General features: G+C 60.5%; 20 protein-coding genes and 5 tRNA genes. 8 read left to right on the top strand and 17 right to left on the bottom strand.

Features of this window, described 5'->3' with window-relative positions:
• Positions 1-58: 58 nt before the first annotated feature.
• Positions 59-149: transfer RNA gene (locus HMPREF3042_RS09065), tRNA-Ser, on the bottom strand.
• A gap of 276 nt (positions 150-425) precedes the next feature.
• Between HMPREF3042_RS09065 and HMPREF3042_RS09070 the strand changes: the two genes are divergently transcribed.
• A complete protein-coding gene (locus HMPREF3042_RS09070) occupies positions 426-1,406 on the top strand; it encodes a diaminopimelate dehydrogenase (RefSeq protein WP_070856880.1) in 981 nt (326 codons plus the stop codon).
• Between the two features lie 108 nt (positions 1,407-1,514).
• Here HMPREF3042_RS09070 and HMPREF3042_RS09075 read toward each other — a convergent pair whose 3' ends face one another.
• The 3 genes from HMPREF3042_RS09075 to HMPREF3042_RS09085 form a co-directional block, all read right to left on the bottom strand.
• Positions 1,515-1,703 (bottom strand): CsbD family protein, encoded by a 189-nt coding sequence (locus tag HMPREF3042_RS09075; RefSeq protein ID WP_070429201.1) that lies wholly within the window; start codon positions 1,701-1,703, stop codon positions 1,515-1,517.
• Positions 1,704-1,838: 135 nt separating this feature from the next.
• A complete protein-coding gene (locus HMPREF3042_RS09080) occupies positions 1,839-2,282 on the bottom strand; it encodes a nucleoside deaminase (RefSeq protein WP_070851234.1) in 444 nt (147 codons plus the stop codon).
• A gap of 112 nt (positions 2,283-2,394) precedes the next feature.
• On the bottom strand, positions 2,395-2,952 hold the full coding sequence (locus HMPREF3042_RS09085; RefSeq protein ID WP_005510946.1) for a tRNA adenosine deaminase-associated protein: 558 nt from the start codon (positions 2,950-2,952) through the stop codon (positions 2,395-2,397).
• A 38-nt stretch (positions 2,953-2,990) separates the two neighbouring features.
• Here HMPREF3042_RS09085 and HMPREF3042_RS09090 point away from each other — a divergent pair, with 38 nt between their 5' ends.
• On the top strand, positions 2,991-4,016 hold the full coding sequence (locus HMPREF3042_RS09090) for a prephenate dehydrogenase (protein WP_070856883.1): 1,026 nt from the start codon (positions 2,991-2,993) through the stop codon (positions 4,014-4,016).
• Between the two features lie 9 nt (positions 4,017-4,025).
• Positions 4,026-4,874 (top strand): CoA transferase, encoded by an 849-nt coding sequence (locus HMPREF3042_RS09095; RefSeq protein WP_070856885.1) that lies wholly within the window; start codon positions 4,026-4,028, stop codon positions 4,872-4,874.
• 49 nt (positions 4,875-4,923) lie between these two features.
• Here the strand turns inward: HMPREF3042_RS09095 and HMPREF3042_RS09100 are convergent, their stop codons facing one another.
• The 5 genes from HMPREF3042_RS09100 to HMPREF3042_RS09120 all read right to left on the bottom strand — a co-directional run bounded on the left by HMPREF3042_RS09100 (position 4,924) and on the right by HMPREF3042_RS09120 (position 11,098).
• On the bottom strand, positions 4,924-5,913 hold the full coding sequence (locus HMPREF3042_RS09100) for an LLM class flavin-dependent oxidoreductase (protein WP_070566532.1): 990 nt from the start codon (positions 5,911-5,913) through the stop codon (positions 4,924-4,926).
• A 480-nt stretch (positions 5,914-6,393) separates the two neighbouring features.
• A tRNA-Arg gene (locus tag HMPREF3042_RS09105) sits at positions 6,394-6,466 on the bottom strand.
• A gap of 239 nt (positions 6,467-6,705) precedes the next feature.
• Positions 6,706-10,365 (bottom strand): phosphoribosylformylglycinamidine synthase, encoded by a 3,660-nt coding sequence (locus tag HMPREF3042_RS09110; RefSeq protein ID WP_070856886.1) that lies wholly within the window; start codon positions 10,363-10,365, stop codon positions 6,706-6,708.
• 562 nt (positions 10,366-10,927) lie between these two features.
• Positions 10,928-11,003 (bottom strand) — tRNA-Arg (locus HMPREF3042_RS09115).
• Between the two features lie 3 nt (positions 11,004-11,006).
• Positions 11,007-11,098 (bottom strand) — tRNA-Ser (locus HMPREF3042_RS09120).
• A 211-nt stretch (positions 11,099-11,309) separates the two neighbouring features.
• On the opposite strand from HMPREF3042_RS09120, the gene HMPREF3042_RS09125 reads away from it, so the two are divergent.
• A complete protein-coding gene (locus HMPREF3042_RS09125; RefSeq protein WP_070856888.1) occupies positions 11,310-12,449 on the top strand; it encodes a histidinol-phosphate transaminase in 1,140 nt (379 codons plus the stop codon).
• Between the two features lie 14 nt (positions 12,450-12,463).
• Here the strand turns inward: HMPREF3042_RS09125 and HMPREF3042_RS09130 are convergent, their stop codons facing one another.
• From HMPREF3042_RS09130 to HMPREF3042_RS09140, 3 genes are all read right to left on the bottom strand, one after another.
• Positions 12,464-13,360: a hypothetical protein gene (locus HMPREF3042_RS09130; protein WP_246822399.1), complete on the bottom strand. Its 897-nt coding sequence runs from the start codon at positions 13,358-13,360 to the stop codon at positions 12,464-12,466.
• Positions 13,353-14,093 carry a hypothetical protein gene (locus tag HMPREF3042_RS09135; RefSeq protein ID WP_070856892.1) on the bottom strand — a complete coding sequence of 247 codons (741 nt, stop codon included), beginning with the start codon at positions 14,091-14,093 and terminating at the stop codon, positions 13,353-13,355. The genes HMPREF3042_RS09130 and HMPREF3042_RS09135 overlap by 8 nt, the downstream gene beginning before the upstream one ends.
• Before the next feature lie 439 nt (positions 14,094-14,532).
• Positions 14,533-14,617 (bottom strand) — tRNA-Ser (locus HMPREF3042_RS09140).
• A gap of 198 nt (positions 14,618-14,815) precedes the next feature.
• Here HMPREF3042_RS09140 and HMPREF3042_RS09145 point away from each other — a divergent pair.
• Positions 14,816-15,784 carry an NAD(P)H-quinone oxidoreductase gene (locus HMPREF3042_RS09145; protein WP_070856894.1) on the top strand — a complete coding sequence of 323 codons (969 nt, stop codon included), beginning with the start codon at positions 14,816-14,818 and terminating at the stop codon, positions 15,782-15,784.
• 16 nt (positions 15,785-15,800) lie between these two features.
• Here HMPREF3042_RS09145 and HMPREF3042_RS09150 read toward each other — a convergent pair whose 3' ends face one another.
• Positions 15,801-17,069, bottom strand: a complete 1,269-nt coding sequence (locus tag HMPREF3042_RS09150) for an aminotransferase class V-fold PLP-dependent enzyme (RefSeq protein WP_070856896.1) — start codon at positions 17,067-17,069, stop codon at positions 15,801-15,803.
• A gap of 471 nt (positions 17,070-17,540) precedes the next feature.
• Between HMPREF3042_RS09150 and HMPREF3042_RS09155 the strand changes: the two genes are divergently transcribed.
• The 3 genes from HMPREF3042_RS09155 (at position 17,541) to HMPREF3042_RS09165 (ending at position 20,598) form a co-directional block, all read left to right on the top strand.
• Entirely contained in the window at positions 17,541-18,509 is a 969-nt protein-coding gene (locus HMPREF3042_RS09155) for a galactan export ABC transporter permease subunit Wzm/RfbD (protein WP_083321871.1), read from the top strand.
• A 46-nt stretch (positions 18,510-18,555) separates the two neighbouring features.
• Positions 18,556-19,338, top strand: a complete 783-nt coding sequence (locus HMPREF3042_RS09160; protein WP_038627279.1) for a galactan export ABC transporter ATP-binding subunit Wzt/RfbE — start codon at positions 18,556-18,558, stop codon at positions 19,336-19,338.
• Between the two features lie 153 nt (positions 19,339-19,491).
• Entirely contained in the window at positions 19,492-20,598 is a 1,107-nt protein-coding gene (locus tag HMPREF3042_RS09165) for a glycosyltransferase (RefSeq protein WP_070832747.1), read from the top strand.
• A 575-nt stretch (positions 20,599-21,173) separates the two neighbouring features.
• Here HMPREF3042_RS09165 and HMPREF3042_RS09170 read toward each other — a convergent pair.
• From HMPREF3042_RS09170 to HMPREF3042_RS09185, 4 genes are all read right to left on the bottom strand, one after another.
• Entirely contained in the window at positions 21,174-22,274 is a 1,101-nt protein-coding gene (locus HMPREF3042_RS09170; protein ID WP_070856898.1) for a PDDEXK family nuclease, read from the bottom strand.
• A 206-nt stretch (positions 22,275-22,480) separates the two neighbouring features.
• Positions 22,481-23,710, bottom strand: a complete 1,230-nt coding sequence (locus HMPREF3042_RS09175; RefSeq protein WP_070856902.1) for a hypothetical protein — start codon at positions 23,708-23,710, stop codon at positions 22,481-22,483.
• 147 nt (positions 23,711-23,857) lie between these two features.
• Positions 23,858-25,780, bottom strand: a complete 1,923-nt coding sequence (locus HMPREF3042_RS09180; RefSeq protein ID WP_070856904.1) for a glycosyltransferase — start codon at positions 25,778-25,780, stop codon at positions 23,858-23,860.
• Positions 25,781-25,798: 18 nt separating this feature from the next.
• The gene (locus HMPREF3042_RS09185) at positions 25,799-26,332 is read right to left on the bottom strand and encodes a GtrA family protein (RefSeq protein ID WP_070856906.1); all 534 of its coding nucleotides are present in this window, start codon (positions 26,330-26,332) and stop codon (positions 25,799-25,801) included.
• Positions 26,333-26,341: the final 9 nt, after the last annotated feature.

The following is a 26,341-nucleotide window of genomic DNA, read 5'->3' on the forward strand; positions in this document are numbered from 1 at the left end:
GCCGATTAAATGCAAAACCCCCGGGGCTCCTACTTAAAGGAACCACCGGGGGTTTTATTGGCGGTGACGGAGGGATTTGAACCCTCGGTACGGGGTTACCGCACAAAGCATTTCGAGTGCTTCACCTTCGGCCGCTCGGACACGTCACCGCTAGAAAACGTTACAGGTAGCCCCTTTATCTACCAAATCCCCAGGTCAGACGGCTCAGCTGTTCGCACAGTCGACACCGCCGGTCCTTCGCCAAGCCGTTCACACAGAACCACAACCCCCGCCATTCCAAATCACTCCATCTACTGCACCATCCAAGTAAACCACCGCGCTCTTCGGGGTGGCCAACGCCCGCTGAGATATGAAGGAATAGTCTGTAGCTTGAAATCTAGAAACTTAAACACAGAAGTGCAGCCACACAGAAAGGGTTCTCCCTCATGATTCGTTCCGCCATCATCGGCTACGGCAACTTGGGCCGCAGCATCGAAAAGGTCATTGCCGACCAGCCGGATATGGAACTCGTCGGTGTTTTCTCCCGTCGCGATTCGCTGGACACTGAGGCCCGCGTGCTCCCGGCTGCGGATGTCGAAAAGTACAAGGACGAGGTAGACGTGCTGTTCGTGTGCCTCGGCTCGGCCACCGATGTCCCGGAGCAGGCCCCTGAGCTGGCAAAGAACTTTACGACGGTCGACACCTACGACAACCACCACGAGATTCCGAAGCACCGCGCAGCCATGGACGCCTCCGCTCGTGAGGGTGACAACATCGCCATGATTTCGACCGGTTGGGACCCGGGCCTGTTCTCTCTGAACCGCGTCCTGGACGCTGCCATCCTGCCGGGAGCAGACCAGATGACCTTCTGGGGACCAGGCCTGTCGCAGGGCCACTCCGATGCCGTGCGTCGTGTGCCGGGAGTGAAGAAGGGCGTCCAGTACACCAAGCCGAACCCGGAAGCTATCGAGGCCGTGAAGAAGGGCGAGGGCGCAGACCTGAAGGGTAACGAGTGCCACCTGCGCCACTGCTTCGTCGTCGCTGAAGAGACCGGCAACGCCGAGGAGGACGCCAAGCTCAAGGAGCAGATCCGCGAAACCATCGTGACCATGCCGGATTACTTTGCCCCATACGAGACCATCGTGGACTTCATCTCTGAAGAGGAGTTCGACCGCGACCACCAGGGCATGCCGCACGGCGGCCAGGTCATTACCCGTGGCCAGGCCGGTACCTCCGGCCACGTCATCGAGTTCGGTCTCGAACTGGAGCGCAACCCCGACTTCACCGCAGCCGTCCAGGTTGCCTACGGTCGCGCTGCCTACCGCCTGAAGCAGGCTGGCGAGACTGGTGCCCGTACCGTCTTCGAGATCGCCCCGTACCTACTGTCCGCCGAACCACTGGATGACCTGGTGGCTCAGAAGCTGTAGCCAGCCCCAACGCTGACAGCCGGCCATCGAAACACAAAGAACCCCAACCGTCTCCGCACATCAGAAGCGGAGAAGGTTGGGGTTATCTCTACCCGAGAGCTAAGCGCTTTACTTGTCAGTCAGCTTGCCCAAGGTCTCAGTAGCCTTGTCCTTCAGGTCCTCAGCACCCTGCTTGACCTTGGACGCAGCCTGCTCGCCCTTGCCCTGGTTTGACAGGTCGTCATTGCCAACGGCGTCGCCGGCAGCTTCCTTAACCTTGCCGCCCAACTCGTCGGCCTTGTTCTGCAGCTCGCTCATTATGTAAGCCTCCTATGTAAACGACTTATCTATTCTTTAGAGCCACCGTCTAGCAGCCCCACTAGTTCCGACGGTACGTGAAAATGAAGACTCGTCACGGCCACAGCGGGAATTGTGACCTAACCGTGACCCCGCTCACGCTTCCGACTGCCGTTGCCGTTCGAAGAATTCCCGCAGGTAAACGGAGCATTCGTCGGCAAGCACACCCCCGCGCACCTGCGGCGTGAATGCATGGGCGGGATCGCGGATGACATCGGCGATAGAGCCGCACGCGCCGGTCTTGGGCGACCACGCGCCGAAGACCACACGCCCCACGCGCCCCATGACGCACGCGCCGGCGCACATCACGCACGGCTCAAGTGTCACGACCAACGTGCACTGCTCCAGCCGCCAGCCGTCACCAACAGCGCGGGTGGCCTCGCGCAACGCAATGACTTCGGCGTGGGCAAGCGGATCACCATCAGCTTCCCGACGGTTCGAACCCCGGCCCACAACCCTGCCCTCGGCATCCACGACCACAGCTCCCACCGGCACATCCCCGGGGGCCGTGTGAGCAGCTTCGGCGATAGCCAGGCGCATCCACTCTTCGTCGAGAATGTCCTGTTTTCGACGGGGCAGGGCACTTGGCCGACCAGCTGGCTGGCTGGCCGCAAGGACGGTTGGCCGCCCGGCCAGATGACCTTTCTCAGAGTTAGTCGTCATAGGGGTCGTAGTCGTCATCGTCACCGTCGTAATCCAGGTCGGCGACATCGGCGAGCTCCTCGGCGCACCCCAGCTCCTCGGCAATGGCCAGAAGCTGCTCGGACGCCCACAGCGACTGATCGTCACAGATGGACTCCAGGGCTTCCTCCGAACAGCCCAGGTCAGCGAGGATATCCATATCTCCTTCGGCCCAGGCGTCGACATCGTCGAGCTCGTCCTCGTCGAGGTCGGGGATATCCAGATCCAGCTCGTCGAACACATCTGCCGCAATGTCGTCGGTGACGGCGGCGGTGGCGTCGGAAAGCACAACGCGCAGCGACCCAACGCCCTGGCGCACGAGAATAAAGTAATCGTCGTCGATATTGAGCATTCCGACAGCGGCGCGTTCCGAACGCAGATTGCGCAGCGCCTGTGCAGCGTCAGCGAGGGAATCGGTGGCGTCGTCCCCAAGATCGACGACGCGCCAACCGCGCTCCCCCATAGTTACGGCAACCGCGAAGGAGCGGTCGTCATCGGAGGTGTACCCTCCGGAAAAGGTCGTGCTCATAACCCACAACGCTAGTCGCTGTATGTCATGCTTGTCAGGTGAGCAATTTCGAGTCCCCCTCCCCTGCTTCGTCCTCCCTGTCAGCTGCACAACTACCCGCGGTATGCATCCTCGGTTTGGGCCTCATCGGTGGCTCCATGATGCGCGATCTGCGGGCCCATAACGTCGAATGCTTCGGTTGGAATCGCTCGTCCCCGACGGTCGAGGAAGCCACGAAAGAGGGATTCGACGCCAGTACAGATCTTCAAGCCACGCTCGAGCGCGCTGAGGCCAGCCGCGCGCTCATCGTAATTGGCACCCCCATGACAGTCGTCGGCACGATGCTCGACGCGATCAACGAGCACGCCCCCAGCTGTGGCATCACGGATGTGGTCTCCGTGAAGGCGGCCGTCGCCGCCGAGGTCTCCGCTCGCGGGATGGAGGAACGCTTCGTCGGCGCGCACCCAATGGCGGGTTCCGCGCAGGCGGGCTGGTCCGCCACGCTCGAAGGGCTTTTCGACGGCGCCCCCTGGGTCATCACCTACGACCTGGCAGCTGCTGCCGACGCTGCGGGAAGGCCCGTCCCGGAGCGGTGGATTGAAGTCTTTTCGCAGGTCGCCAACTTGGGAGCAGCTCTTGGCAGTCAACTCATTCCAGCGCTGAGCGATCACCACGATGCCAGCGTCGCCCGCATCTCCCACATGCCACACCTGGCGGCCTACGCAATTGCCGCCGCCGGTGAAGCCGGTGGCCCCCTGGCCATTTCGCTTGCAGCCGGCTCTTTCCGCGACTGCACCCGCGTCGCCGCCGCTGCTCCTGACATGGTCATGTCCTGGTGTGAGAACAACACCGAACCCGTGCTCACCGCGCTTGACGACGTCATCGAGCGCCTCACCGCCGCGCGCACCCAGTTGGCCACCGAGGGAACCGCTATGGACCTGGCCAAAACCGGTCAGATTGCCCGTGTCCGCTACGAGGCCCGCCCTGCTCACCGCCCGATTTTCCGACTGCGCGTCGGCGAGGGCGGCTGGATCAACCAGTTGAAGTTGGCCGAAAGCGTCGGCGGACAGATAGATGTGTTCTAGTGTGGAACTATGTTTTCCCCCGAGCTGCACACCAGCCTCGCAGGCATCACTGTCGTCAACTTCGCCATTAACGTACCGGGACCACTGGCCGCTCAGCACTTGGGCCAGCTAGGCGCCCGGGTGATTAAGGTCGAGCCACCAACAGGCGATCCGCTCGGCGCCTTCGGCCGCTCCTGGTATGAAGCTATGTCCGCAGGTCACGAGATTATCCAGGCGGATCTGAAGAGCAATGAGGGTCGCGCACAGCTGAGCTCGCTGATCGATGAGGCCGATGTGGTCATCACCTCGGTTCGCCCCTCCGCGCTGGAACGCATGGGGCTGGCGGGCCTCCACGAGCGCCCGAATGGGCCGGTACATATCGACATTGTCGGTGATACCGAAGCTCCAGAAACCCCTGGCCATGACCTGACCTACCAGGCGGAGGCCGGAACCCTCACGCCTCCGGCGATGCCGCCGGTGCTGTTGGGCGACATTCTGGGCGCGCACTTTGCGGTCACCGCTGCCCTTGCCGGGTTGATTAAGCGGGCAGGTGCTGGGGCGGACGTCGTAAAGCAGTCTGGACTGCACTGCCGCATCGGCCTGAAGCAGGCTGGTGAGACCGGTGCCGCGCCGCTGAAGTACGGCATGACGGCGCCCGGCGGACTACTCGGTGGCGGCCTGTGGACGTACGGCCTCTACCCCAGCGCCGATGGCTACGCGGCCGTGGCAGCGCTGGAGCCGCACTTTGCCGCCGCCCTGACCGAGGCCACTGGCGCGAGCAACCGCGAGGAACTTGCGGATTTCCTCCGCGAGCGCACCAACGCCGAAATCATGCAGCTTGCCAGCGAAAAGGCGCTGCCACTGGCTGCGGTGGAGTAAGAGGGCGACTTAAGGCCGCGTGCCTCGACGTACTCCTGGGCCTGGAGCCTTACGCGGTCAGCCCCGTGGCCTCCGCGGTGAGCTCCACCGAACGCAGTCGGTCAGGAACCTTCAACGACTGATGAGCCACGATCAGCTCATCCGCCGCCGAGTACTCACCGAACTGCGCAATCTGCTCACGCACCTGTGCCACCGTGCCGACTGCCGTATGACGGAACATATTCTGCACCTGGCGCCCCTGCGGGGTATCCATCAGAATCTCTGCCTCATCGTCGGTGAGGTGGTGACCACCGCGGCTGAGGAACCGCCTGACCATGTTCCTGCGGGTAGCGAAGTACTGCTGCTGCGCATCCTCTTCGCTTTCCGACGCAATCACGTTCATGGCCGCAAAAGCGTACGGCTTATCCAGCTGCTCAGAAGGCTGGAACTGCTCGCGGTAGACCGCGATGGCATCGCGAAGCGCGTCCGGCGCGAAGTGCGAAGCAAACGCGTACGGCAAGCCGAGCGCCGCCGCGAGCTGAGCACCAAAGAGCGAGGAGCCCAGGATGTACAGCGGCACGTGGGTGCCGCGGCCCGGAATCGCGTTGATGCCCTTAATCAGCGACTCGTCGGAGAGGTAACCGCGCAGCTCCTGCACATCCTGCGGGAAGGAATCGGAAGAGCGCGGGTCACGACGCAGCGCACGCATAGTGGCCTGGTCAGTGCCCGGCGCGCGGCCAAGCCCCAGCTCGATGCGATCCGGGTACAGGTTCGCGAGCGTGCCGAACTGCTCCGCGACCGTCAGCGGTGCATGATTCGGCAGCATGACGCCGCCGGAGCCGAGGGTGATGCTCTCGGTTTTTGCAGCCACGGCTGCGATAAGAACGGCCGGCGACGAGGACGCGATGGAGTTCATATTGTGGTGCTCTGCGTACCAAATACGCTGATACCCGGCCTTTTCCGCTGTCTGCGCCAAATCGATGGAGCCCTGTAGGGCGTCGGCGTGGGACTGCCCCGAGGCTACGGTAGCAAGGTCAAGAATGGACTCAGTACGAATCATGGTTCCACAGTCTAGACCGTTAGGCAGATATTGCGAGTTTGAGATGTTTCGAATACTTAGGCATTGGGGTTTGGGGGTTTGGAGGTTTGGGGTGGCTCGTGGGTGGACGGGCTCATGGGTGCGGGTGGCAGGTGGCGGTTTGCGGGTGCGGGTGCGGTTTGCGGATGTAGTTTGCGGGTGCGGGTGCGGTTTGCGGATGCGGGTGGGCGGAAATGCGGACTTCTTGTCGACTTCGCTTACGAAAAGGCACGAATACTCTAGTTCCTTGCTTGATTCTCCGCTCCGCCCCTCACCTGTCAATTCCGCCCCTCACCTATCGATGAGGTATTCACATATCGATGAGCTATAGCCTGGCCACAAGTGAATAGCTCATCGACATGAGCGCAGGAAGAGCCAATACCGCGCGCATAAGTGCCGGAACACCATCGACAAGTCGGGCAGACAAAAAGACCCGCACCTTATCGGTGCGGGTCTGCTTTGTGCGCCCGAAGGGATTCGAACCCCTAACCTTCTGATCCGTAGTCAGATGCTCTATCCGTTGAGCTACGGGCGCATTTTGTTGTTATTCAGCGACTCTGGGGTAATTCCCTCGGCCCCTGCAACGAATAGATACTTTACTCATCCTGCGAAGTTTTACAAAATCGCCTGCTCACGCAACCTTTTTGGGCACTTATTCAAGTACATATTCGTTGCACACATATCCGTTGCACATTAACAACAGGTTTCGTTGCGGTTACCCCGGTCTAACCGGCTCCGAGGCCAGCGCCGGCGCGGACCGGAGCAACCGAGGAACTACTCGCCGCGGACCCAGCGGACAGCGTTGCCAAAGATGTCCTGCTCACCAATACCCGGAATGTTGCGCATCAAGCCCTCGCGGAAACGCTCAGGGTGACCCATCTTGCCCAGAATCCTGCCGTCAGCACTGACAATGCCCTCAATGGCGTAGGAAGAACCGTTCGGGTTGGCTGGCGCTGTCATCGTCGGCACGCCCTCGGCATCGCCGTCAGCATCGACGTACTGGAAAGCGACCTGACCGGCCTCGAACAGGCGGCGGGCCTCGTCCTCGGAAACCACGAAACGGCCCTCACCGTGAGAAACCGGCATGAGGTGGGTCTGACCTGGCTCGAAACCGCGCAGCCACGGGGAATTCACGGTCGCGACGCGAGTGGTGGCGATGCGGGACACGTGACGCAGCTGGCGGTTGTGGGCCAGGGTCGGCGAGTCCTCGCGGAGCTGCGCAGGGTCGCCGTACGGCAGGAAGCCGGACTTGACCAGCGCCTGGAAACCGTTACAAATACCGAGCACAAGACCGTTGTCGGCCACGAACTCCTTGACGGCGGCTGCGACATCGTCGGAACGCAGGAACGCGGCGATGAACTTGGCGGATCCGTCCGGCTCATCACCCAGGGAGAAGCCACCGGAGAATGCCAGGATGTCGGAGTCCTGAAGCTTCTCGATGAACGCCTTCGTGTCCTCCGCCAGCATTGCCGGGGTCAGGTTGCGGATTACGTGGAACTCGTAGGTAGCGCCAGCCGCGACGAATGCCTCGGCCATGTCGTACTCGGAGTTGGTACCAGGAAAGACTGGCAGCAACACGTGGACATCCTTCTTGCCCGGGCTCTGCAGGTCGGTCTTGGTCTCGTTGACCTGGTTAGCGAACTCCGGCAGGGCTTCGCCCTCGTAGTCATTGAGCGGGAAGACCTCACGGTAACCGGACTCCATTGCCTCCAGAGCCTCGGCGACAGTGAAGGACTCCTCACCGAAGCGCAGCGTGCCCGACTCGTCGGTGGCACCGATCTTCACAGCACCCTCAACAGCACCCTCAACATCCTGACCAGCCGGAACAGCCACCACAATGGAGCCCAGCGGAGCCTCCGGAAGGGATGCCTCCAGGCCCACGCCATTGCCCACAGCCATGTTGACCAGGGTCGCAGCCAGATCCGCGTTAGTAACAGCCGAGGCCGCAGCCGGACGCAGCTCCCGCACGGCAGCAAATAGTTCGTTGAGCTGCTCGTAGTTCGGCTCCCCGGACTCGAGTGGCTTGTGCGCAAACAGGTAGAGGTCGAAGTTACCTGCCGGGATTGCAGCAGAGACAGCGTCGGTCTCGTCCATCGCGGCAACTGCGAAGGTCACCAGGGTCGCCGGCACGTGCAGGTCCTCGCCGTAGGTGCCGGACATGGAGTCCTTACCGCCAATGGCCGCAACCTGGAAGCCGTCCTGAGCCTCGAGCAGACCGAGCAGAGCCTGCGCAACCTCGCCCCAGCGCTGCGGATCCTGGTCCAGGCGCTGGAAGTACTCCTGCACACTCAGCCAGGCACCGCGCGGATCGCCACCGGCCGCTGCGAGCTTAGCCAGTGCCTCCACGACGGAGTAGGAGCCCATGAGGTACGGGGACTCGTCGGCAAGCGATGGCGAGTAACCCCAAGTCATGACGGACGCGGTGCTCGTGCCGCCATCGACCGGCAGCGTCTGGATCGACGCCTGCTCGTCGGTCTTCTGCGTCGCGCCACCGTACGGCATGAGCACGGTGGAGCGGCCGACGGTCGAGTCGAACTGCTCGATCATGCCCTCCTGGGAGCCCGCCGTCGCCGCACGCAGCGACTCCAGCACGCTCGCCGGTACCTGCTTTACGACGCCGCCCTCCGCAGCAACCATCTCGACATTCTGGGCGCGGTCAGCGCCGTTGGTGTCGATGAACTCACGGGAGAGGTCGAAGACAACCTCGTCGCCCATGAACATGCGCAGACGGCCAGTGTCGGTGATGTCGGCCAGCGCGACGGCCTCAATGTTCTCCTCGGCAGCGGCGGCGATGATGAAGTCGGCATCCTCCGGGCGCACGACCAGCGCCATGCGCTCCTGGGACTCGGAAATCGCGATTTCGCGGGCATTCAGACCGGCGTACTTCAGCGGCACGCGCTCGAGGTGAATGTCAATGGAGTCAGCCAGCTCACCAACCGCAACGGACACGCCACCAGCGCCGAAGTCATTACAACGGACGATCTTGGTGGCGACATCCTCGCGGCGGAACAGGCGCTGAATCTTGCGCTCGTTGACCGGGTTACCCTTCTGCACCTCGGCGCCGGAGCGGCCCAGCGAGTCCTCATCGTGGGCCTTCGACGAGCCGGTCGCACCGCCGACGCCGTCACGGCCGGTGCGGCCACCGAGCATGATTACCACATCGCCCGGCGCAGGTTCGAGACGCTTGACGTTGTCTGCCGGGGCAGCGGCGACGACGGCACCGAGTTCCATTCGCTTAGCGACGTATCCCGGGTGGACCAGCTCGCGCACACCAGTGGTGGCCAGACCGATCTGGTTTCCGTAAGAGGAGTAGCCGGCTGCGGCGCGAGAGGAGATATCGCGCTGCGGCAGCTTGCCCTCGAGGGTCTGCTCGCGCGGAGTGTTGATGTCACCTGCGCCGGACAGGCGCATGGCCTGGTAGACCCAGGAACGACCCGACAGCGGGTCGCGGATTGCGCCGCCGAGACAGGTGGAGGCGCCACCGAATGGCTCGATTTCGGTCGGGTGGTTGTGGGTCTCGTTCTTGAACATGAGGAGCCACTTGCGGTCGTCGCCTTCGACATCGACGTAGACGGAGCAGGCGTTAATTTCCTCGGAGACTTCCTGATCGTCCATAACGCCCGTGCGACGCAGTTCGCGGCCCATGATGGTGCCCATGTCCATCAGGGTGCGTGGCTTGTGGGTGCGGCCGTTGAGTTCACGCAGCTCGTCGTAGCGACGCAGCGCGCGATCCAACTGCGCGGCGAAGCGCGGCTCGTTGTTCTCGATGGAGGTCAGCTCGGTGTTGAAGGTGGTGTGGCGGCAGTGGTCCGACCAGTAGGTATCCAGTGCGGACAGCTCCACCTCGGTCGGAGTGCGGCCCTCGGAGCGGAAGTAATCCTGGATGGTCTTCAGGTCGGCCAGCGACATGGCCATGCCGTCGGCTGCGAGCAGCTCGGCCAGGCCTTCGTCGTCCAGCTCGGTGAAGCCCGGGTACTCCTTCAGCGGCTCGATCTCGCCCATGCTCGGACGGCGCAGGACGCTCAGGTTCTTCTCCCCCGACTCGACCGGGTTAATGAGGAAGGAGCGTACGGCGTCATTCACCGGAGCGTCGAAAACATACAGCGTTGCCGAGGTGATCTGCGCGCGGGTTTCCGGGCGGAGTAGACGCAGGGCCTGCTCGGCGGCATCGGCACGCTGGTCGTACTGGCCAGGAAGAGGCTCGACAGCAAGGTAGTTCCCCAGCTCGGCGGGGGTCGGGAGCTCGGCCAGCTCGTCGACACGCGAATCAGCAACTACCGACTCACGCAGCGCGACGAGGTCCTCCTCCGTCGCATCGAAAGCATCGTAGAGATAGTAGATTGCCACCTCACCGTCCTGGCCGATCGAGGACAGCAGCGTAGCTTCCTCATTGCGGAACTCGGGCTTACGGCGAACGGCTAGACGGGCGTCCATCAAGGCTCCTATCGAAATACGGGGAGGGCAACCGGGGTCTAAGTCTATTGCAACTGTTCAGGATAGGAAAATGTCCCTCGGTACGCGAGGTGGACGGCGCGGGGCGGAAGCCCCGATTGACCAAGTACAAGGCCAGGCTAATCGGATTCGGCCAGGCAAAGGCTGCGCGGGGGTGTTGGAGGTACGGCCGTGGCGGCTCAGGGAGGTGGTGAGTCGGGCGGCAGGTCCGGGTTGGTGCCTGTTGTTGCACGTTGCTACCTGTTGCTGCGCGTTGCTGAAGCAAGGGAGCTGGTTCGTTGTCTTATCGATGCATAGTTCACCTATCGATTCGCTATAGCCTGGCCACAAGTGAACAGCGCATCGACAAGTGCACACGTGGCACCCACAGCGCGCGCATAAGTGGCGCAAAACCATCGACAGGTCACGAGAAACCATCGATAAGTGACCGAACCCTGGCCACAAGTGAAGGACCGCGCTGCCCCGCCCCGCAATGCCTCGGCTTGCGCTGCACTGCCAGGTAATAAATACAAAAGACCCGCACCTACAAGGTACGGGTCTGAACTGGTGCGCCCGAAGGGATTCGAACCCCTAACCTTCTGATCCGTAGTCAGATGCTCTATCCGTTGAGCTACGGGCGCGTGTGGCGGAGGCGAGAGGATTCGAACCTCCGGCCCGTCGCAAGACAGGCAACTCCTTAGCAGGGAGCCCCATTCGGCCGCTCTGGCACGCCTCCAAAACCACTGGCATCGATCCCGCTTCAGCAAAGCTGTTCGCCATTGCGTTGGCAAGACCAAATAACCGCAGCCAATCCTACAGAACACAAGAATTGAAAAGCAAAACACCCGCGAAGCCACCAAATACGGCACCACAAATAGCGACCACACCTTGGGATTTTGCGGGGATTCCGTACTGCCCAATCCGGACCATGTTCTACAGTTAGGCCTATGACCAACGATGCATCTTCAGTTCAGCCCAAAACCCGTGCCGACCTCGAACAGGTTCCGGCCTATGTTCCGGGCAAGGCTGTGCCCGGCGCGCTGAAGATTGCGTCCAATGAAATGACCCAACCACCGCTGCCCTCGGTGGTGGAGGCCATCTCGCAAACCATCTCTGACCCAACTACCGGTCCGAACCGCTACCCGGACATGGGCGCGGTTGACCTGCGCATTAAGCTCGGCGAACACCTGGGCCTACCCATGGAACAGGTCGCGGTCGGCTGCGGCTCCTCCGCTCTGTGCCTGCAGCTTGTGCAGGCCACCTGTGCGGATGGGGATGAGGTCGTGTTCCCGTGGCGCAGCTTCGAGGCCTACCCCATTCTCGCTCGCGTCGCCGGGGCCACTCCGGTGCCGGTGCCGCTGGATGCGCAGGGTCGCAATGATCTTTCAGCTATGGCTGCCGCTATCACCGACCGCACACGTCTGGTTTTCGTCTGTAACCCCAACAACCCAACGGGGACGACCGTCACTCGCGAGGCATTTGCGGAGTTTATGGCGCAGGTTCCGGGCGATGTTGTGGTTGCTCTCGACGAGGCCTACATCGAGTTGGTGGACGAGGTCACTCACGCCGCTACCCCGTTGGCTCATGAGCTGCTGGATACCTACCCCAACCTGGTTGGCTTGCGCACATTCTCCAAGGTCTACGGCCTGGCCGGGCTCCGCGTGGGCTACATGTTCGGTCCGGAGAAGCTTGTGGAGGCCGTGAATAAGGTCGCTATCCCCTTCTCCGTAAACACTCTCGCGCAGATCGCCGCGCTCACCTCGCTGGACGCACAGGAAGAGCTCACCGCCCGCATCGCCGAGGTCCGCGCACAGCGCGTCGCCGTCACCGAGGCCATCAACGCCGCCACCGGCCGCGAGACGGTGCTGCCGAACTCGCAGGCCAACTTCATTTGGATTGGTGAGGATCGGATTGCCGATCTCTCTTTGCTTGACGACGTCTCGGTGGCTACCACCACGGATCTCGGTGACTTCTTGGCGCAGCACAACATTCTCATCCGCTGCTTTGCCGGCGAAGGTGCTCGCATCACCATCACCACCGAGGAAGAGACCTCGCAGCTGCTGGCTGCGCTAGGAATTGAGCACTAGCAGCTATCGCTCAGCTAGCAGGTGCCAGCGCGGCCAGTGGTCGCGCCACCACTGCGCTCAATCGCCTTTGCGATGCGGTCGAGCATTTGCTGGCCGGTCTCATAGGTGCCGTCGTCAGGCTGGGCTGCGATAGCAACACCAACGAAGGTGCCCGGCTTCTTGCCCGGCAGATAGCCGAACTGCCGCACAAGGTAGACGCCTTCATCATCTGGGCCCCAACCGCCCTTGAAGTGGGCACCGCGGATGCGTCCGAGGCCGTAGGACTGCTCGTCGGCAATCTGCCCCATGAGGTCAGCAACCTTTGGGCCCGCCTCGATGCACTGCAAATTGGCGCCGAAAACAGCTTGGTCGCGCAAATCCCACTGCGTCTGCCCGAAGACGGTGTATTGCGCGCGGATGCGGTCAGTACCCATGACGGTGCGGGCGTCGTGACCCTCTCGAAGGATTTTATTGGTGGTGGCGCCTGCGGTCGCGTCATTGCCGAGGGAGTACCACATGGACTCAGCCGCGTCGTTGTCGGAAACCGTGATTGCAGATTCCACCTGCGCGTCCACGCCCATTTGGCGCACATAAGCCACTGCGATTGGCACCTTGGAGGTAGACCAGGCCGGACCAGTTTTGAAATCCCCCGTGGAAACCACTTCGGAATCCTTATCCGGCGTTGCCAGAGCGGCGCCGGCCAAACCACCGAATTCCTTTTGCGCGGACTTCACGGCCTCGACAACTTCGCGAGGCATCTCACCGGGCACAACTTTCCCGCCGGAGGATGCGCCTCCGGTGCCGTCGCCAAGCGAATTGGACAGCGTCGGCGAGGGCATCGACGAGTCGGAGTCGGTGCCGATGGTGCAGGCGCTAAGACCGAGCGTGACGACGGCGGTTGCGGCCAGAGCTACTCGGAGACGTTTAGACAATGTGCACCGTCGCATTCGTACCGCCGGTGCAAGTGACAACCTCACCGTTATCGCGGCAGGTCATGGTGTAAGTCTTGCCAGTTGTTGGGCTGCTAGCGGTGACAGTACCGTTGAGCTTCTTCGTAAGTTGGTACTGCTCAACGAAGGAATTGCGCACGTTGGTGGCAAACTGACAGGTTGTCGTGTTACCTCCGACATTTTCTGCATATACCAAGTTCAAATCACCCGGATCACCCGAGCCGGAGCAGTGGCGCCAACTCGATGGCGGCTGGAACCCCTCAGCGCGACGCTTCTGCTCAGCGGTCGACGACGTGGAGGAATCCTCAGTACTAGCGGACTGAACCGACTGGGATGAATTGCTGCCGGCCGAATTCACTCCCTTCGAATCGGAGAAGTAGAAGAAGGCCATTGCGCCGACGAGGAGGGAAACCGCAACGAGCGCCAGGACAATAACCGCGATGGTCAGCCCCTTATTGTCATTGCTCGGTGCAGCAGCCGGCCCAGCTTGCGGACCGGGGACATAGGGGGCGGGGCGGTACGGTTCAGGCTGCTGGGACTGTTGATACTGCTGCAGATACTGCGTTTGCCCCTCAGTCTGCTCCCACTGTGCCCCATCCACAGCGCTCCACGCATTTGCCGGCGTATCTGCAGAGGGCTGATCATCTGACGCGTCCGGATTTATGCTCCACTCACCGAACGAGTCGTCCGAGTGGTTGCTCCGATTCGTTGCCATTGTTCGACCTTTTCCCTCAATACCGTCCGCCAGTATGACGCTGGGTTTGTATTACAGCAAGACCGAGCTTACCGGTTTTGGCAAATTGCCCGTATTGTTTCAGGCCACAACGGTTTCGGGTCCATGTCATGCAACTTTTCCACCGAGTGCCCCGGGTTGAAGTGGATTTCAGTTCCTGTATTCAACGAACCGTCGGCAATCGCGTCGGCGCCCCCTTGGCGATGGTGTCATTGACCACCAGTTCCTGAGCATGTGCGATACTGCCGAATCCCGCACATGTCCGCGCATGTCATACCTGCGGCCGGAGAGAATGCAGCAATGCGCGCAATACCGCGGTTACGTACGGTCCGACTATCCGTCGCTGACCCCACCACATACGCCAATTTTGAAGACAAATGAAGAAACCCCCAGTAGAACAACTACTGAGGGTTTCCATCTGCGGAAGCAGGGGGATTTGAACCCCCGGAGGTGTGACCCTCGCTGGTTTTCAAGACCAGTGCATTCGGCCGCTCTGCCATACTTCCAACGACAACATCATAACCGCATACCGCCGTGAGGCAGCAAACGCCCTCATAACACCCCTTGCCAGCACCTTTCGCTAGCCTTCTCATCCCAAACCACACCCCAAGCATCCACCTCTACAGACATAACTATTTTTGCTAATTGCAAAAGAGCTTGAAATGCCGCGTGCATAACCAGTTTTTGCATTACCTTTGAAGACTATGAAGGCAATCATTCAGACTGATCTTTCCAACCCCCGCGCCCTGGAATGGGCCGATGCTCCGGAACCGACTCTCGAGGATGGGCAGGTGCTGGTCAAGGTCAAAGCCGCTGGCGTAAACCGCGCTGACCTGCTGCAGGCCGCTGGCCACTACCCGCCACCGAAAGGCGTGACCGACACCCTCGGCCTGGAGTGCGCGGGTGTCATTGAAGAGGTCAAGGGCGACTCTCAGGGCTGGAAAGTCGGCGACGAGGTCTGCTGCCTTCTCTCCGGTGGCGCTTACGCCGAAAAGGTCGCAGTCCCGGCCGGCCAGATTCTCCCACTGCCGCATGGCTACTCCTTCACCGAGGCCGCATCTATCGTCGAGGTTGCCTGCACGGTGTTCTCGAATGTCGTGATGATTGCCGGCCTAAAGGAAGGCGATCTACTACTGGTTCACGGTGGCGCGGGTGGCATCGGCACTTTCGCTATTCAGATGGCCAAGCAGCTTGGCGCTCGCGTCGCAGTCACCGCCGGTTCAGCGGAGAAGCTGGCTAAGTGCAAGGAGCTCGGCGCCGACATCCTCATCAATTACAAGGAAGAGGACTTCGAGGAAATCGTCGCAGCTGAGGGCGGCGCCAATGTCATTCTGGACATCATGGGCGCAAAGTACCTCGACCGAAACGTCAAGGCCCTGGCGAAGGACGGCCACCTGGTTATCATCGGCATGCAGGGTGGCGTAAAGGGCGAGCTCAACATCGGCCGTCTGCTGAGCAAGCGCGGCTCCATTACCGCCACCGGCCTGCGCTACCGCGATCTAGCCGACAAGGCTCGCATCGTCAACGCCACAGAGGACACCGTTTGGCCAATGCTTGCCGACGGCACCGTCACCCCTCAAATTCATGAGGTCATGGATATGCGCGACGCGGCCAAGGCCCACGAACTGCTCGACAGTGGCGCGGTCAGCGGCAAGATTGTGCTGACCGCCTAGTTAGCTGACCGCCTAGTTAACCGAGCGAGGCAACTGCGCGCACGAGCTGGTCAATGTCGTGCGGCGTATTGAACGGCTGGAGGCCGACTCTCACGGCACCTCCAGCCTCAGCGATGCCCATGGCCTCCAACAGCGGTGATTCATACGCATCAACAATGCTGGTCACCAGGCCATTATCCAGCAGCCTGTCCACGACCACCTTCGCCGACACTCCATCGACGAGGAAGCTAACACGCGGAATGTGCTGTGCCCGCGACACACTCGCGAAAGAATCATCTTCGGTATCCATGCCGATGATGTACACCCGCGGCAGGGTCATCAGCGCCGCAATCAGGCGCTCCGACAACGTCGTCAAGTAGCGAGAAACCTGCGGCATCGCGGTTTCAATGCGGTGCCTACGCGACCCCCTCGCCGTGCTATCCAGCGATGCCAGGTGCAGCACCGATTCCGACACCCCACCGAGCAGTGCCGGCGACACCGGGGAAACCTCAATCCGCTCGACGCCGCGCGCATTCGGCACATAGCTTAACGACGTCATGCGCTCGAACATCTCGGGATCCCTGAACACCAAAGCTGCGACCTCAGGCCCGCCCAGCACGGAGGCGTCAACCAGCATGATGTCGGCGCCCAGCTTGCTCATCGACACGTCGCGGTAGGCAACAATATCCGAGGCATCGACCAACACCCAGGCGTTGGAGTGCTCATGCACCCGCCGAGAAATGTCAGCTACCGGCGCGATGGTGCCAACGAACGGATCCGCGGCCGGGACGACAACGAGGCGAGTGCTCTCGTCTACAAGTTCGTCGAACTGCCAGGAGGGCAACGTACCCGAGGACAAGTCGGCCTCAGCAATGCGGACTTGAGCCCCGTAGAGATTGGCTGCCCGGCGTAGTGGTGCGTGTACGACCTGCGAACCGATGCGAGAAATCACCAGGTTAGAGCCGAGAGTCAAGCGTCGACTCATTGCGGACGTGAACTGCTCCATGAGCACCTCACGCGAAGATCCCAACACCACACCGGCGACCGGACCGCCAGTGAGGTCTGCAAAAGCCCGGCGCGCACTGGCGGTCAGTTCCGCTGCAGCGGGAACGCCCGAGCTACGCGACTGACCATGAGCCCCCGCCCCAGTCTCACCTGGAAGGGACTTCTGTGCATTGCGAAATGCAGAGATCATCGCAGCCTGGACACGTTCGGGCACCTGGGTGCGTTGACCCGCATTGAGGTATGTCCACCCGTCGGAAAGCGACGAGTAAGCACCCCTGGTTGTAGGCACATCAAAGGCCATGAAAACCCTTTCCCGGTTTCGAATTCAAGCTGCGATATCTATTTCAGAATTAACCGTGCAATCACCCACGAATCGAGTGTCCATGCCTCGAACCGTGTATCGCTTGCACATCTTAGTTGGAGCCAATTCTATCGAAGCAACCCCCTATAGGATAATCTTTATCCCTTTTTAGTAGTTGCTTAAAATTGGCTGAACTTTTCCTGCCTGTAGCCATGCGCAAGCACTCCCAATGCGTGAATCATATGCACCAGCCGCAGGCCATAAAGCAGTTACAGCGGCGATTGTATGTAAGTTTTCCAGACTCACATAACCAGTCACATAACCAGTTGTGGAACCAGCCTCAGAAGCACCACGTAACCACCAATGACGACCATCCCACGCGACCGTTGTTCGCCGTCACGACGTGGAATAATGGCTCGCCCGGCGCTGTCGGTATTCAATCTAATCCGCCCTTGCTAGTAGTTTGGAGACGTGACTAACGCAGAAAATGATTGCCAATCCGCAGACGCAGCCGACCAGTCTGCCGATACTGTGCGCAATGGCTCCGCTATCCGCACGGAGGAAACCCTCCGCCGCGACATTGCGCGAATGGTTGACGCAACGGGTGAGGCACCGGCTTTCAAATCGCGTTCCCGTACCATGGGCGCTGCCTGGCGGGATCTGGCTACCGGCTTTGGCCAGCGCGAACTGTGGCTGCAACTGGGCTGGCAGGACATCAAGCAGCGGTACCGTCGCTCCACGCTTGGCCCGCTGTGGATCACCATTGCCACCGGCGCGATGGCCCTGGCTCTCGGCCTGCTGTACTCGCTGCTGTTCCAGCAGGACCTGGCGTTCTTCCTGCCGCACGTGACCGTTGGTCTGATTATCTGGGGCTTCATCTCCGGCTGCGTGCGCGAGGGCGCAACCGTCTTCATTGAAAACGAAGGCCTCATCAAACAGCTGCCCAGTGCGCTGAGTGTTCACGTCTACAGGCTGGTGTGGCGTCAGTTGCTTTTCCTGGCCCACAACATGGTGATCTGGCTGATTCTCGTGCTGGTCTTCCGTCCGGATTTGGGCTGGAACTTCTTCCTAGTCATCCCAGCGATGGCACTGCTGGTGGTCAACGGTGTGTGGGTGACGATGTTCTTCGGCATCATCGCTACGCGCTACCGCGACGTGGCACCACTGCTGGATTCCCTAATTCAGCTGGTGTTTTACATGACTCCGATTGTGTGGACCACCAAGACACTGGAGGAACAGGGCGGTGCCGTCGCCGAACGCGCACGCATCGCAGAGATCAATCCCCTGTTCCACTACCTGGAAATCATCCGCGCCCCACTGACCGGCCAGCCGGTGGATACCTACCACTGGTGGATCGTCCTCGCCTGCACCGCAGTTGGCCTGTTGCTGGCACTCGGGGCCATGCGCCTGTGGCGCTCCCGCGTGAGCTACTGGGTTTAGGCCGCAAAGGCCGTCGTAAAGCGAATAGAACTAGCAAGGGATAAGCATGGTCAGCATTGATACTTACAACGCGTGCGTTGACTTCCCCATTTTCGACGCCAAATCGCGGTCGATGAAGAAGGCGTTCCTCGGCGCCGCGGGTGGTGCGATTGGCCGCAATGACTCCAATGTCGTGGTCATTGAGGCGCTGAAGGACATCAACATCCATCTGCGCGAGGGCGACCGCGTCGGCTTGGTAGGCCACAACGGAGCGGGTAAGTCCACGCTGCTGCGACTACTGTCGGGAATCTATGAGCCCACGCGCGGTGCCGCCGATGTGCGCGGGCGTGTGGCTCCGGTGTTCGACCTCGGTGTCGGCATGGACCCGGAGATCTCCGGCCTGGAAAACATCATCATCCGTGGCCTGTTCCTGGGGCAGACGCGCAAGCAGATGAAATCCAAGCTCGACGAAATCGCAGAATTCACCGAACTCGGCGATTACCTGCACATGCCACTGCGCACTTACTCCACCGGTATGCGCGTGCGTTTGGCGCTCGGTGTGGTCACGTCCATTGAGCCGGAGATTCTGCTTCTCGACGAAGGCATCGGAGCCGTCGACGCCGCATTCATGGCGAAGGCCCGGACGAAGTTGACCGAATTGGTCGACCGCTCCGGTCTGCTGGTGTTTGCGTCGCACTCGAATGAATTCCTGGCGCAGCTGTGTGACACGGCACTGTGGATTGATCACGGTACGGTTCGACAGGCAGGGCTTGTCGACGAAGTGGTCGAAGCCTACGAAGGTAAAGAGGCCGCCGACCAGGTGCGCAACGTGCTCGCGCAGCGCCGGTAGCAGCTTCGCGGGGAGCCGGGTGCGGGTCCATAGTGGCCTAGCGAGCGGCTCGTGGGCAGATTGCGGGCGGCGCGGGTGGTTGGCGAATTGCTCACCCGGAGCAACATGGCAAGATAGACAGCAATAAAAACAGTAATAAACGGTACGTCCCCGATGGAGAACGAAGTGAGCGAAAACTCGGCTGACCACCCAAAGCACGATGAGGCAGCAACGGCCGCAATCGTGGTGACTCACAACCGTATCGAGGACCTGCGTCAATCGCTTCCCATCGTTGCCAGCCAGACCCACATGCCGAAATGGCTCATCATCGTCGACAACGGCAATGACCCGAAGGTCAAGGAACTCGCTGAGCAGGTGGCGGCGCAGCAGTCGTCGGAAAGCGGATCGGCGCCGGAAATTCACTACTTCGGCTCCAAGACGAACTTGGGCGGCGCTGGTGGTTTCGCACTGGGCATGCTGACTGCGCTGTCGCTGGGCGCGGAGTGGATTTGGTGCGCCGATGATGACGGGCGCCCGGAGGACTCCTACGTGCTGAAGGCGCTGCACAGCTGCGCGCGACGTCACCAGCTCGACGCTGTCTCGCCGGTGGTCTGCGACATTAAGGCCCCGAACAAGCTGGCATTCCCCCTGCGCCGCGGGCTGGTGTGGCGCCGTCATCGCGAGGAGCTTTTCGAAAGCGGCATCAACCCCAAACTCCCGGAAGTACGCGACTCCGAGGGCACGAAGTGGTTCACCAACTTCGCAGATCAGAAGGCTGCGACCGGGCTCGAACTGCCTAGCGACCTCGAGACCATCGACGGCAACCACGATCTCCTGCCCGGCATCGCATCCCTGTTCAACGGCGCGCTGTTTAGCGCCCGCTCGCTGGAACAGCTCGGCGTTCCCGACTACCGCCTATTCATCCGCGGCGACGAGGTCGAATTCCACCGCCGCCTGGTCCGCTCCGGCCTCCGGTTCGGCACATGCTTGACGACGGCCTACCTGCACCCCTCCGGCTCGGGTGAATTTGTGCCCATTCTCGGCGGCAAGATGCACACGCAGTACCCGACCAATGACTTCAAGCGCTACTTCACCTACCGCAACCGCGGCTACCTGATGAGCCAGCCCGGCATGCGCAAGCTCATGCCACAGGAGTTCCTGCGCTTCGGCTGGTTCTTCCTGGTTCAGCGTCGCGATGTCCGCGGCTTCTACCGCTGGTTCAAGCTTTTGAAACAGGGCCGCGCGGAGAACTTCGAGCGCTTCGATCCGAAGTCGAAGTAGTTCGGGCTGGGGGCGCTGGGGTTGGTGGGGCGCAAGCATTGAGGCACAGGCGTTGCGGCGCTGGGCTTGTGGCGCTGGGGCTGGTGGGGCCGAGGTTGCACTGGCCTGCATATTTGGCCTCACCCGGGTCATGTAGTCCGCATTTCGCGTGCTCAGTGCGCAAAAGTGTTACCTAACCCCTGGTTCCCCACTACTCCACTGACATATCGATGAGGTATTCACTCATCGATGCGCTACAGCCTGCGCATAAGTGAATAGTCCTACGATAAGTGCGCGGGCCAGGCCAACAGCGTGGCCATAAGTCCTGAAAAGTCATCGATAAGTGGCGGGAAGCTGGCCATAAGTCCCGGAAAAACATCGACAAGTGGCGAGAAGTTGGCCATAAGTGAGCACGACGGCCAAAAAGCGTCGATGAGTCTTGAAAAACCGTCGATGAGTGAAGTGAAACTGGCCATAAGTCGCTGGAAATCCGAGCCAATCCGCTCGAAATCGTTCCAAGTCCGGTCAGCACAATTGCGACAGGTCAGCAGCTGAACTTAGCTGGAGTCGCGCGAGGTCGGCGCATTTTCCAGAAGCTACAAACGCTGCAAACGCTGCTTACGCTGCTGGATTCTCGACTCACGGAGCTGCCGATCTTTATACGGGACAGTGGCTTGACGAAAACGCCCAACCTCGGGTGAAAATACCAATCCACCTGCCTGAATACGCTGCCTCTGCCGAATAGCGAACTGTCGCAAGACCTCCACGCAGTCCCCACTAATGACCTGTGACCATTGGAAGCGGAGTACATCTAAGTGGAGGTTCCTCAGACGCTTCTCGCGAGCTTGCTCTTTCAGAAGTACAGTCTCCGTAGCTGCTACCCCGCCACCGGAATACTTAGTCAGCCCATCGAACTCAATGATCAAATTCAGATGAGGCACATAAAAATCGACGCGCCCGATGAATCCTTCACTGTCATAGAACTCGACTTGCTGCATGAGCACGCATTTTTCGTCGTAAAGCGTGGCAATTCCTGAGTCGATTATGCATTTCTTTGTGATTGACTCACCGATGGTTTCGCTGTGTTCGCTGGCAGTTCGAAGTAGCTCACGGGCACGACGGGTCCCCGGCGAACGTGGGTAATTTGTGAGGACTGTATGCAATTCTTCGAGGTCACACCACTGCCGTAGTGCGGTGTCAACGACGATTGGCCCGTTTTCAGACTCGGCGGTGCGGCAAATATCGATGACGGTTTTCGGCACATCGGTAACGCAGCGTCCACCAATGCGAACGATGTCTTGTTCGAGGATTTTGCCACCGACATGGCGCAATCCGCCGCCAGGTCGGCGCAGGCCGGAATTGGCAAGCGCGATTGTGGCATTTCGAACAAGCAACGGGATACCATGCAATGCAGCGGCTGCTTCGCCTGTAATGATTGTTCCGGAACCTGGCTTGACCAGTGCCTTTATCTGCAGTTGAAAACGTTCGAATGCTGACAGAGCATTCCAGCGAGAGCACTCGATGTAGGTGCCGTGCGCCAGTCTGAGTAGGGATTTATCTCGAATACTTGTGCTTTCGACGTGGCCGTGCAGATTATCCAGCTCTGACTTGGCACTGACATATTCACAAGGATGCTTGATTTGCTTCTGCGCAGCCGAGTGGATGAGGCCATCGGAATCGTAATTCCAGGTTGGCATTGGTGTTCGGCACTCCCTAAGGTTGGTTGCGTTTTGGCTGCAGGTTCGTTGCAGGCTGACTACAGGAACTCACGCATTGGAATTAGTGCCTTCATTTATGGCCGACTCCGTGAAAATTGGCAGAATAAAAGCCGCCAAATTGCCCGTTCCTGTGGACAATTTGGCGGCTGTGGATAACTAGTTGCGGATACCCAACTGTGGCTTACTTACCCCTTGGCGCCGTCCTCAACAGCGAGACCGAACGGGATGCCCGTGTCCGACGGCCAGTATGTCTTGTCAGTCGAGAAGCTAATCGTTGCCTTTTCCCCGTCGCTGTGGAGATTTGGGTTAATCACGACATGGTCAATAGTGCGTGTTTCAGTTTCATTACTTCCTGCTAGCTTGGCTGTCACGTCAGTTGGCTGGTCAAGAACCAAAATCGCAAACTGTCGGTCATCGGCGAGATGCGGGTTGGGATCCTCGCGCTGCTGATAAGCGAGAACCTCGGCGCGATTCTGGAAAATCTTCACCGTGCCGGTCACCGTCTGCTGGCCACTGGTGCCATTGCTCGACGAAGAACCCGTGTCCGAAGCCCCAGACTGCGAACCCGAGCCCGAGTCCGAGTTCGAACCCGAGCCCTCAGCCTGCTGCCCCACCGTCGGGTTCGGGCCACCGTTGGCACCACTAGCGCCATCAGCACCAGGACCATCAGCTCCAGCACCCGCCCCTGAGCCCGAGCCCGGCGCGCAGTCATTACCAGCAGCAATGGCCTCGACGATATCCAGGTTGTCAGCCGGAATCCAGTTAAACTGTTCGAACTCCCCAGCACCCGGATTCGCAGGTGTTTCCACCAGCTCATTGCCCTGGCGCGTCACCAGCAAATCTTCCTGATCGCGCCCCATCCTCTCTGCAGACAACGAGAACATACCCGGCTGACCAGTAGCTCGCTGAAGGGCGCGACGTACACCGCCCGTTGAAGTAACACCGTCTTGATAGGAATTCTGAAACTGAACTTCCTGGCCATTTTCGTCGACGCCGTAGACACCAATCGCATCAATTTCGGCGCTCATCGCACTTGTGCCATAGTTCAGCACCAGCTCGGGCACGCACCCATCATCAAGATGCACGAGCGCATATTTCATCGCCCCACCAGGACTAACTTCTCCGACAAAAGTCTGCAGCGGCGCTGGATTCGCCAGCACCTGCTTGTACACAACGACGGCCTTCTCTGCCTGCACCTGAGCCGGGGACTTCTCCTGTCCCTGCGCATCGCCATTTTCGCTTGACGACGACACACTGCCCTCAGCAGACGCCGAATCGCCACCCCGATCCCCGGAGATCTTGACAAACAGGAACACGACCATTGCAAGGATGATTAGTACCAGCAGCACCAGAATGGTGATGAGCTGTTTGCGTGTTTTGTCGCCTGTGTTATTCGGGGGCATGGGCGTAGTCATACGAGGCGAGACTCCGTTCGAAAATTTATGAATTTTTAAGGTGAGTAAACACTATTAGAGCACGAAAACGGCGAATTTCCTGTTATCCGCCGGTTTCTGCACTCTAGGGATTAACCCCCGCCCAGGCTCAGCCCAATCTCAGCAAGACTACTCGCCTTGGAAGAACTTCTCCCAGTTGTCCTCGCTGGTCAAAGATGGCACGGCGGCACGCCACTGCTTCGCCAGGTCGTCCCACTTGGAGGAAAGTTCGCGCATGAGGCTGATGGTCTCGGCACGCATGGACTTTTCCTTTTCCAGGTCGCGGACCAGGTGACGCACTCCATTCTGGGAAGCATCGGTAACCCACACGTCGTCGAAGGTGGAAATGTGCCACCAGAAGGAGTCCTCGAAGGCCACAGCCACCGGACCCGGGCGCTTCTTACCCATCTGCGTATAAGCCAAACGCTTGGCCATCGTCTTGTTTTCGCTGGAGATCTCGTGTGACGGCGGGCGAACCGGAGTCAGACCACCCGGCATCTCGTGCATCGGCAGCAGCTCGGTCTCCGGGAAGTTCTTTCGACCAGCAGAAATGCGTGCGAAGTCGCCCTGCGATGCGTTCTTCAGCACCTCCGGGCCACGCAGCAGGTCACGAACCGCTTCCATCTGCGTCCAGGCCAGGCCGTAGCGCATGGAGACCAGGTTCGAGAGGATTCGTCGTGAAGCGACGTTGACCATGTCCTTCGCGGTGACATCGCCGTGCATGGTGGCGGCGATGAGGGAGTTGCGCAGGCCGAAGTACTGGGCGGCGTTTTCGATGTCCTTCCAGTAGAAATCGGCGTGCCAGACGGCGGCGCCCGGAATGGTGTCGGTCGGGTAACCAGCCTTGGCAGCACGGAAGCCGTAGTCGATGTCGTCGTACTGGAAGAACAGCGGCAGCGCCAGGCCAATCTTCTTAATGACCTCGGACGGCACCAGGCAGGTCCACCACGCGTTGTAGTCAACACCCAGGCGACGCAGCTGGTGGTACTTGCGCACGTCCACGTCGGCGTAACCGAACTTGGGGTCGTTCTCCTCGACGGTCAGCGCCTTCCAGTTGTAGGTCTCGCCGGTGCGGAAGAGACTGGTCGGGTTGAACAGGAAGAGCATCTGCGCGCCGAGCAGCATCGGCTTTTCCGCGCATACGGCCAGGGCGGATAGGCGCAGGGTGGTTTCGGGCTCGGGGCGGATGTCGTCGTCGGTAAGCAGCACCATGCAGTCGCCCGCAGCGGTGGCATCGCGCATGCCGCGGGAGAAACCGCCGGCGCCGCCGAGGTTCGGCTGGTGGACGACGTTCAGGCGCTCGCCGAGGATCTCCTTGGCCCAGATGAAGTCAGCTTCGTCGGCTGGGTGCTGTTCGCCCTGGTCAACGACACGGATGGTGCGAACGCGCTCAAGGGCTGGCAGGTCCTCAGCCAGCGTGGCGACGGTTCGAGCACAATCAACCGGTCGGTTGTAAGAACAAATGACCAGGTCAGTCGGAATATCACGCTTGATAGCCGACTTGGGCACAACATAGCGGACATCGGAAATCTTTGCGCCTGCGTCCTCGGTGTCGAAGCGCAGGTGAATGGCACCGCCATCGGCGAAGCGGTCCAGCGGGACGGTCAGGCGTACCTCTTCATTGGCAGAACCCGACATCGGCGAGTGCTCACCGGTCCAGTTGCCGTCGGCATCCGAGCCGCCCGCTGCCCAGGAGTCCTCCAAGCGGAGGTGGCCCCCAATATCCTCGGTGTAGGCCAGCACACGCGCGGAACCGACCACGCGCGCGCGGATTTCGACCTGCTTAATTGAGGTCCAGCGCTGCCAGTAAGAAGCTCGGAAGCGACCGAAGTAGGTGTCAGTGCGCACTACGGTGTGGCGACCGAGCGTGATCGAGTTACGGGTGGCCTGCACCGAGCTGTCGTAGGCGCCAACGCCTTCGACTCGGTAGTACAAATCCGGCTCCACCCAGTCTGCGGGCGGAGCAAACAGCACGCGCTGAATAGTCAGCATGTCAACATCGGTTTCGGCGGTCAGCTGAGTGGATTCCTTATTAGAAGCAGTCGAAGTCACGTCCCCCAGCGTATCGCGCTATTTCACACGGAAGATGAATACACGCTGAATGATGAAGTTAATTACCGTCGCAACGCCCTGCGCGACAACGAATGCGCCGAACTGTGCCCACTGCGCGTTCCAGTCCCAGGATTCGACGAGCCAGGGCTGCAACACGTTGAAGATACCGACCTGCGTGGCGTAAGTGATCAGGTACAGCACCGCAACTGCCAGCACCTTCTTCGCCGAGGACTTCGACTTGAAGGTCCAGCGGCTGTTGATGATGTACGCCGTAATCGTGCCGAAAATCCAGCCAACCGTCTTGCCCCAGAAGTTGGTCGCCCCGAAGGCGTTGAGCATGATGAACGTCAGGCCGAAGTCCACCACCGCCGCAATAACGCCGGAGATAATAAAGCGCATCATCTGCACTTTCAGACCGTGCTCGTCCTTGGTCTCCGTCGCCATCGGCACTGCGGCCGAGTCCTCTACGACAAAGCCATTTTCGTGGGAGCCGTTTCCGAGCTTGCCGTTTTCACGGTTCGGGTTTTCATTTGCTGTTTCATTCGCTGACACGCCTAGGAA

The sequence above is a fragment of the Corynebacterium sp. HMSC074C05 genome (assembly GCF_001838325.1).
GTDB lineage: Bacteria > Actinomycetota > Actinomycetes > Mycobacteriales > Mycobacteriaceae > Corynebacterium > Corynebacterium amycolatum.

What these genes read in the sequence shown, in the direction of transcription:
- HMPREF3042_RS09070 (WP_070856880.1), top strand. Translation starts at nt 426, where the DNA reads ATGATTCGTTCCGCCATCATCGGCTACGGCAACTTGGGCCGCAGCATC.
- HMPREF3042_RS09075 (WP_070429201.1), bottom strand. Translation starts at nt 1,703, where the DNA reads ATGAGCGAGCTGCAGAACAAGGCCGACGAGTTGGGCGGCAAGGTTAAG.
- HMPREF3042_RS09080 (WP_070851234.1), bottom strand. Translation starts at nt 2,282, where the DNA reads ATGCGCCTGGCTATCGCCGAAGCTGCTCACACGGCCCCCGGGGATGTG.
- HMPREF3042_RS09085 (WP_005510946.1), bottom strand. Translation starts at nt 2,952, where the DNA reads ATGAGCACGACCTTTTCCGGAGGGTACACCTCCGATGACGACCGCTCC.
- HMPREF3042_RS09095 (WP_070856885.1), top strand. Translation starts at nt 4,026, where the DNA reads ATGTTTTCCCCCGAGCTGCACACCAGCCTCGCAGGCATCACTGTCGTC.
- HMPREF3042_RS09100 (WP_070566532.1), bottom strand. Translation starts at nt 5,913, where the DNA reads ATGATTCGTACTGAGTCCATTCTTGACCTTGCTACCGTAGCCTCGGGG.
- HMPREF3042_RS09110 (WP_070856886.1), bottom strand. Translation starts at nt 10,365, where the DNA reads ATGGACGCCCGTCTAGCCGTTCGCCGTAAGCCCGAGTTCCGCAATGAG.
- HMPREF3042_RS09125 (WP_070856888.1), top strand. Translation starts at nt 11,310, where the DNA reads ATGACCAACGATGCATCTTCAGTTCAGCCCAAAACCCGTGCCGACCTC.
- HMPREF3042_RS09135 (WP_070856892.1), bottom strand. Translation starts at nt 14,093, where the DNA reads ATGGCAACGAATCGGAGCAACCACTCGGACGACTCGTTCGGTGAGTGG.
- HMPREF3042_RS09145 (WP_070856894.1), top strand. Translation starts at nt 14,816, where the DNA reads ATGAAGGCAATCATTCAGACTGATCTTTCCAACCCCCGCGCCCTGGAA.
- HMPREF3042_RS09150 (WP_070856896.1), bottom strand. Translation starts at nt 17,069, where the DNA reads ATGGCCTTTGATGTGCCTACAACCAGGGGTGCTTACTCGTCGCTTTCC.
- HMPREF3042_RS09160 (WP_038627279.1), top strand. Translation starts at nt 18,556, where the DNA reads ATGGTCAGCATTGATACTTACAACGCGTGCGTTGACTTCCCCATTTTC.
- HMPREF3042_RS09165 (WP_070832747.1), top strand. Translation starts at nt 19,492, where the DNA reads ATGGAGAACGAAGTGAGCGAAAACTCGGCTGACCACCCAAAGCACGAT.
- HMPREF3042_RS09170 (WP_070856898.1), bottom strand. Translation starts at nt 22,274, where the DNA reads ATGCCAACCTGGAATTACGATTCCGATGGCCTCATCCACTCGGCTGCG.
- HMPREF3042_RS09175 (WP_070856902.1), bottom strand. Translation starts at nt 23,710, where the DNA reads ATGACTACGCCCATGCCCCCGAATAACACAGGCGACAAAACACGCAAA.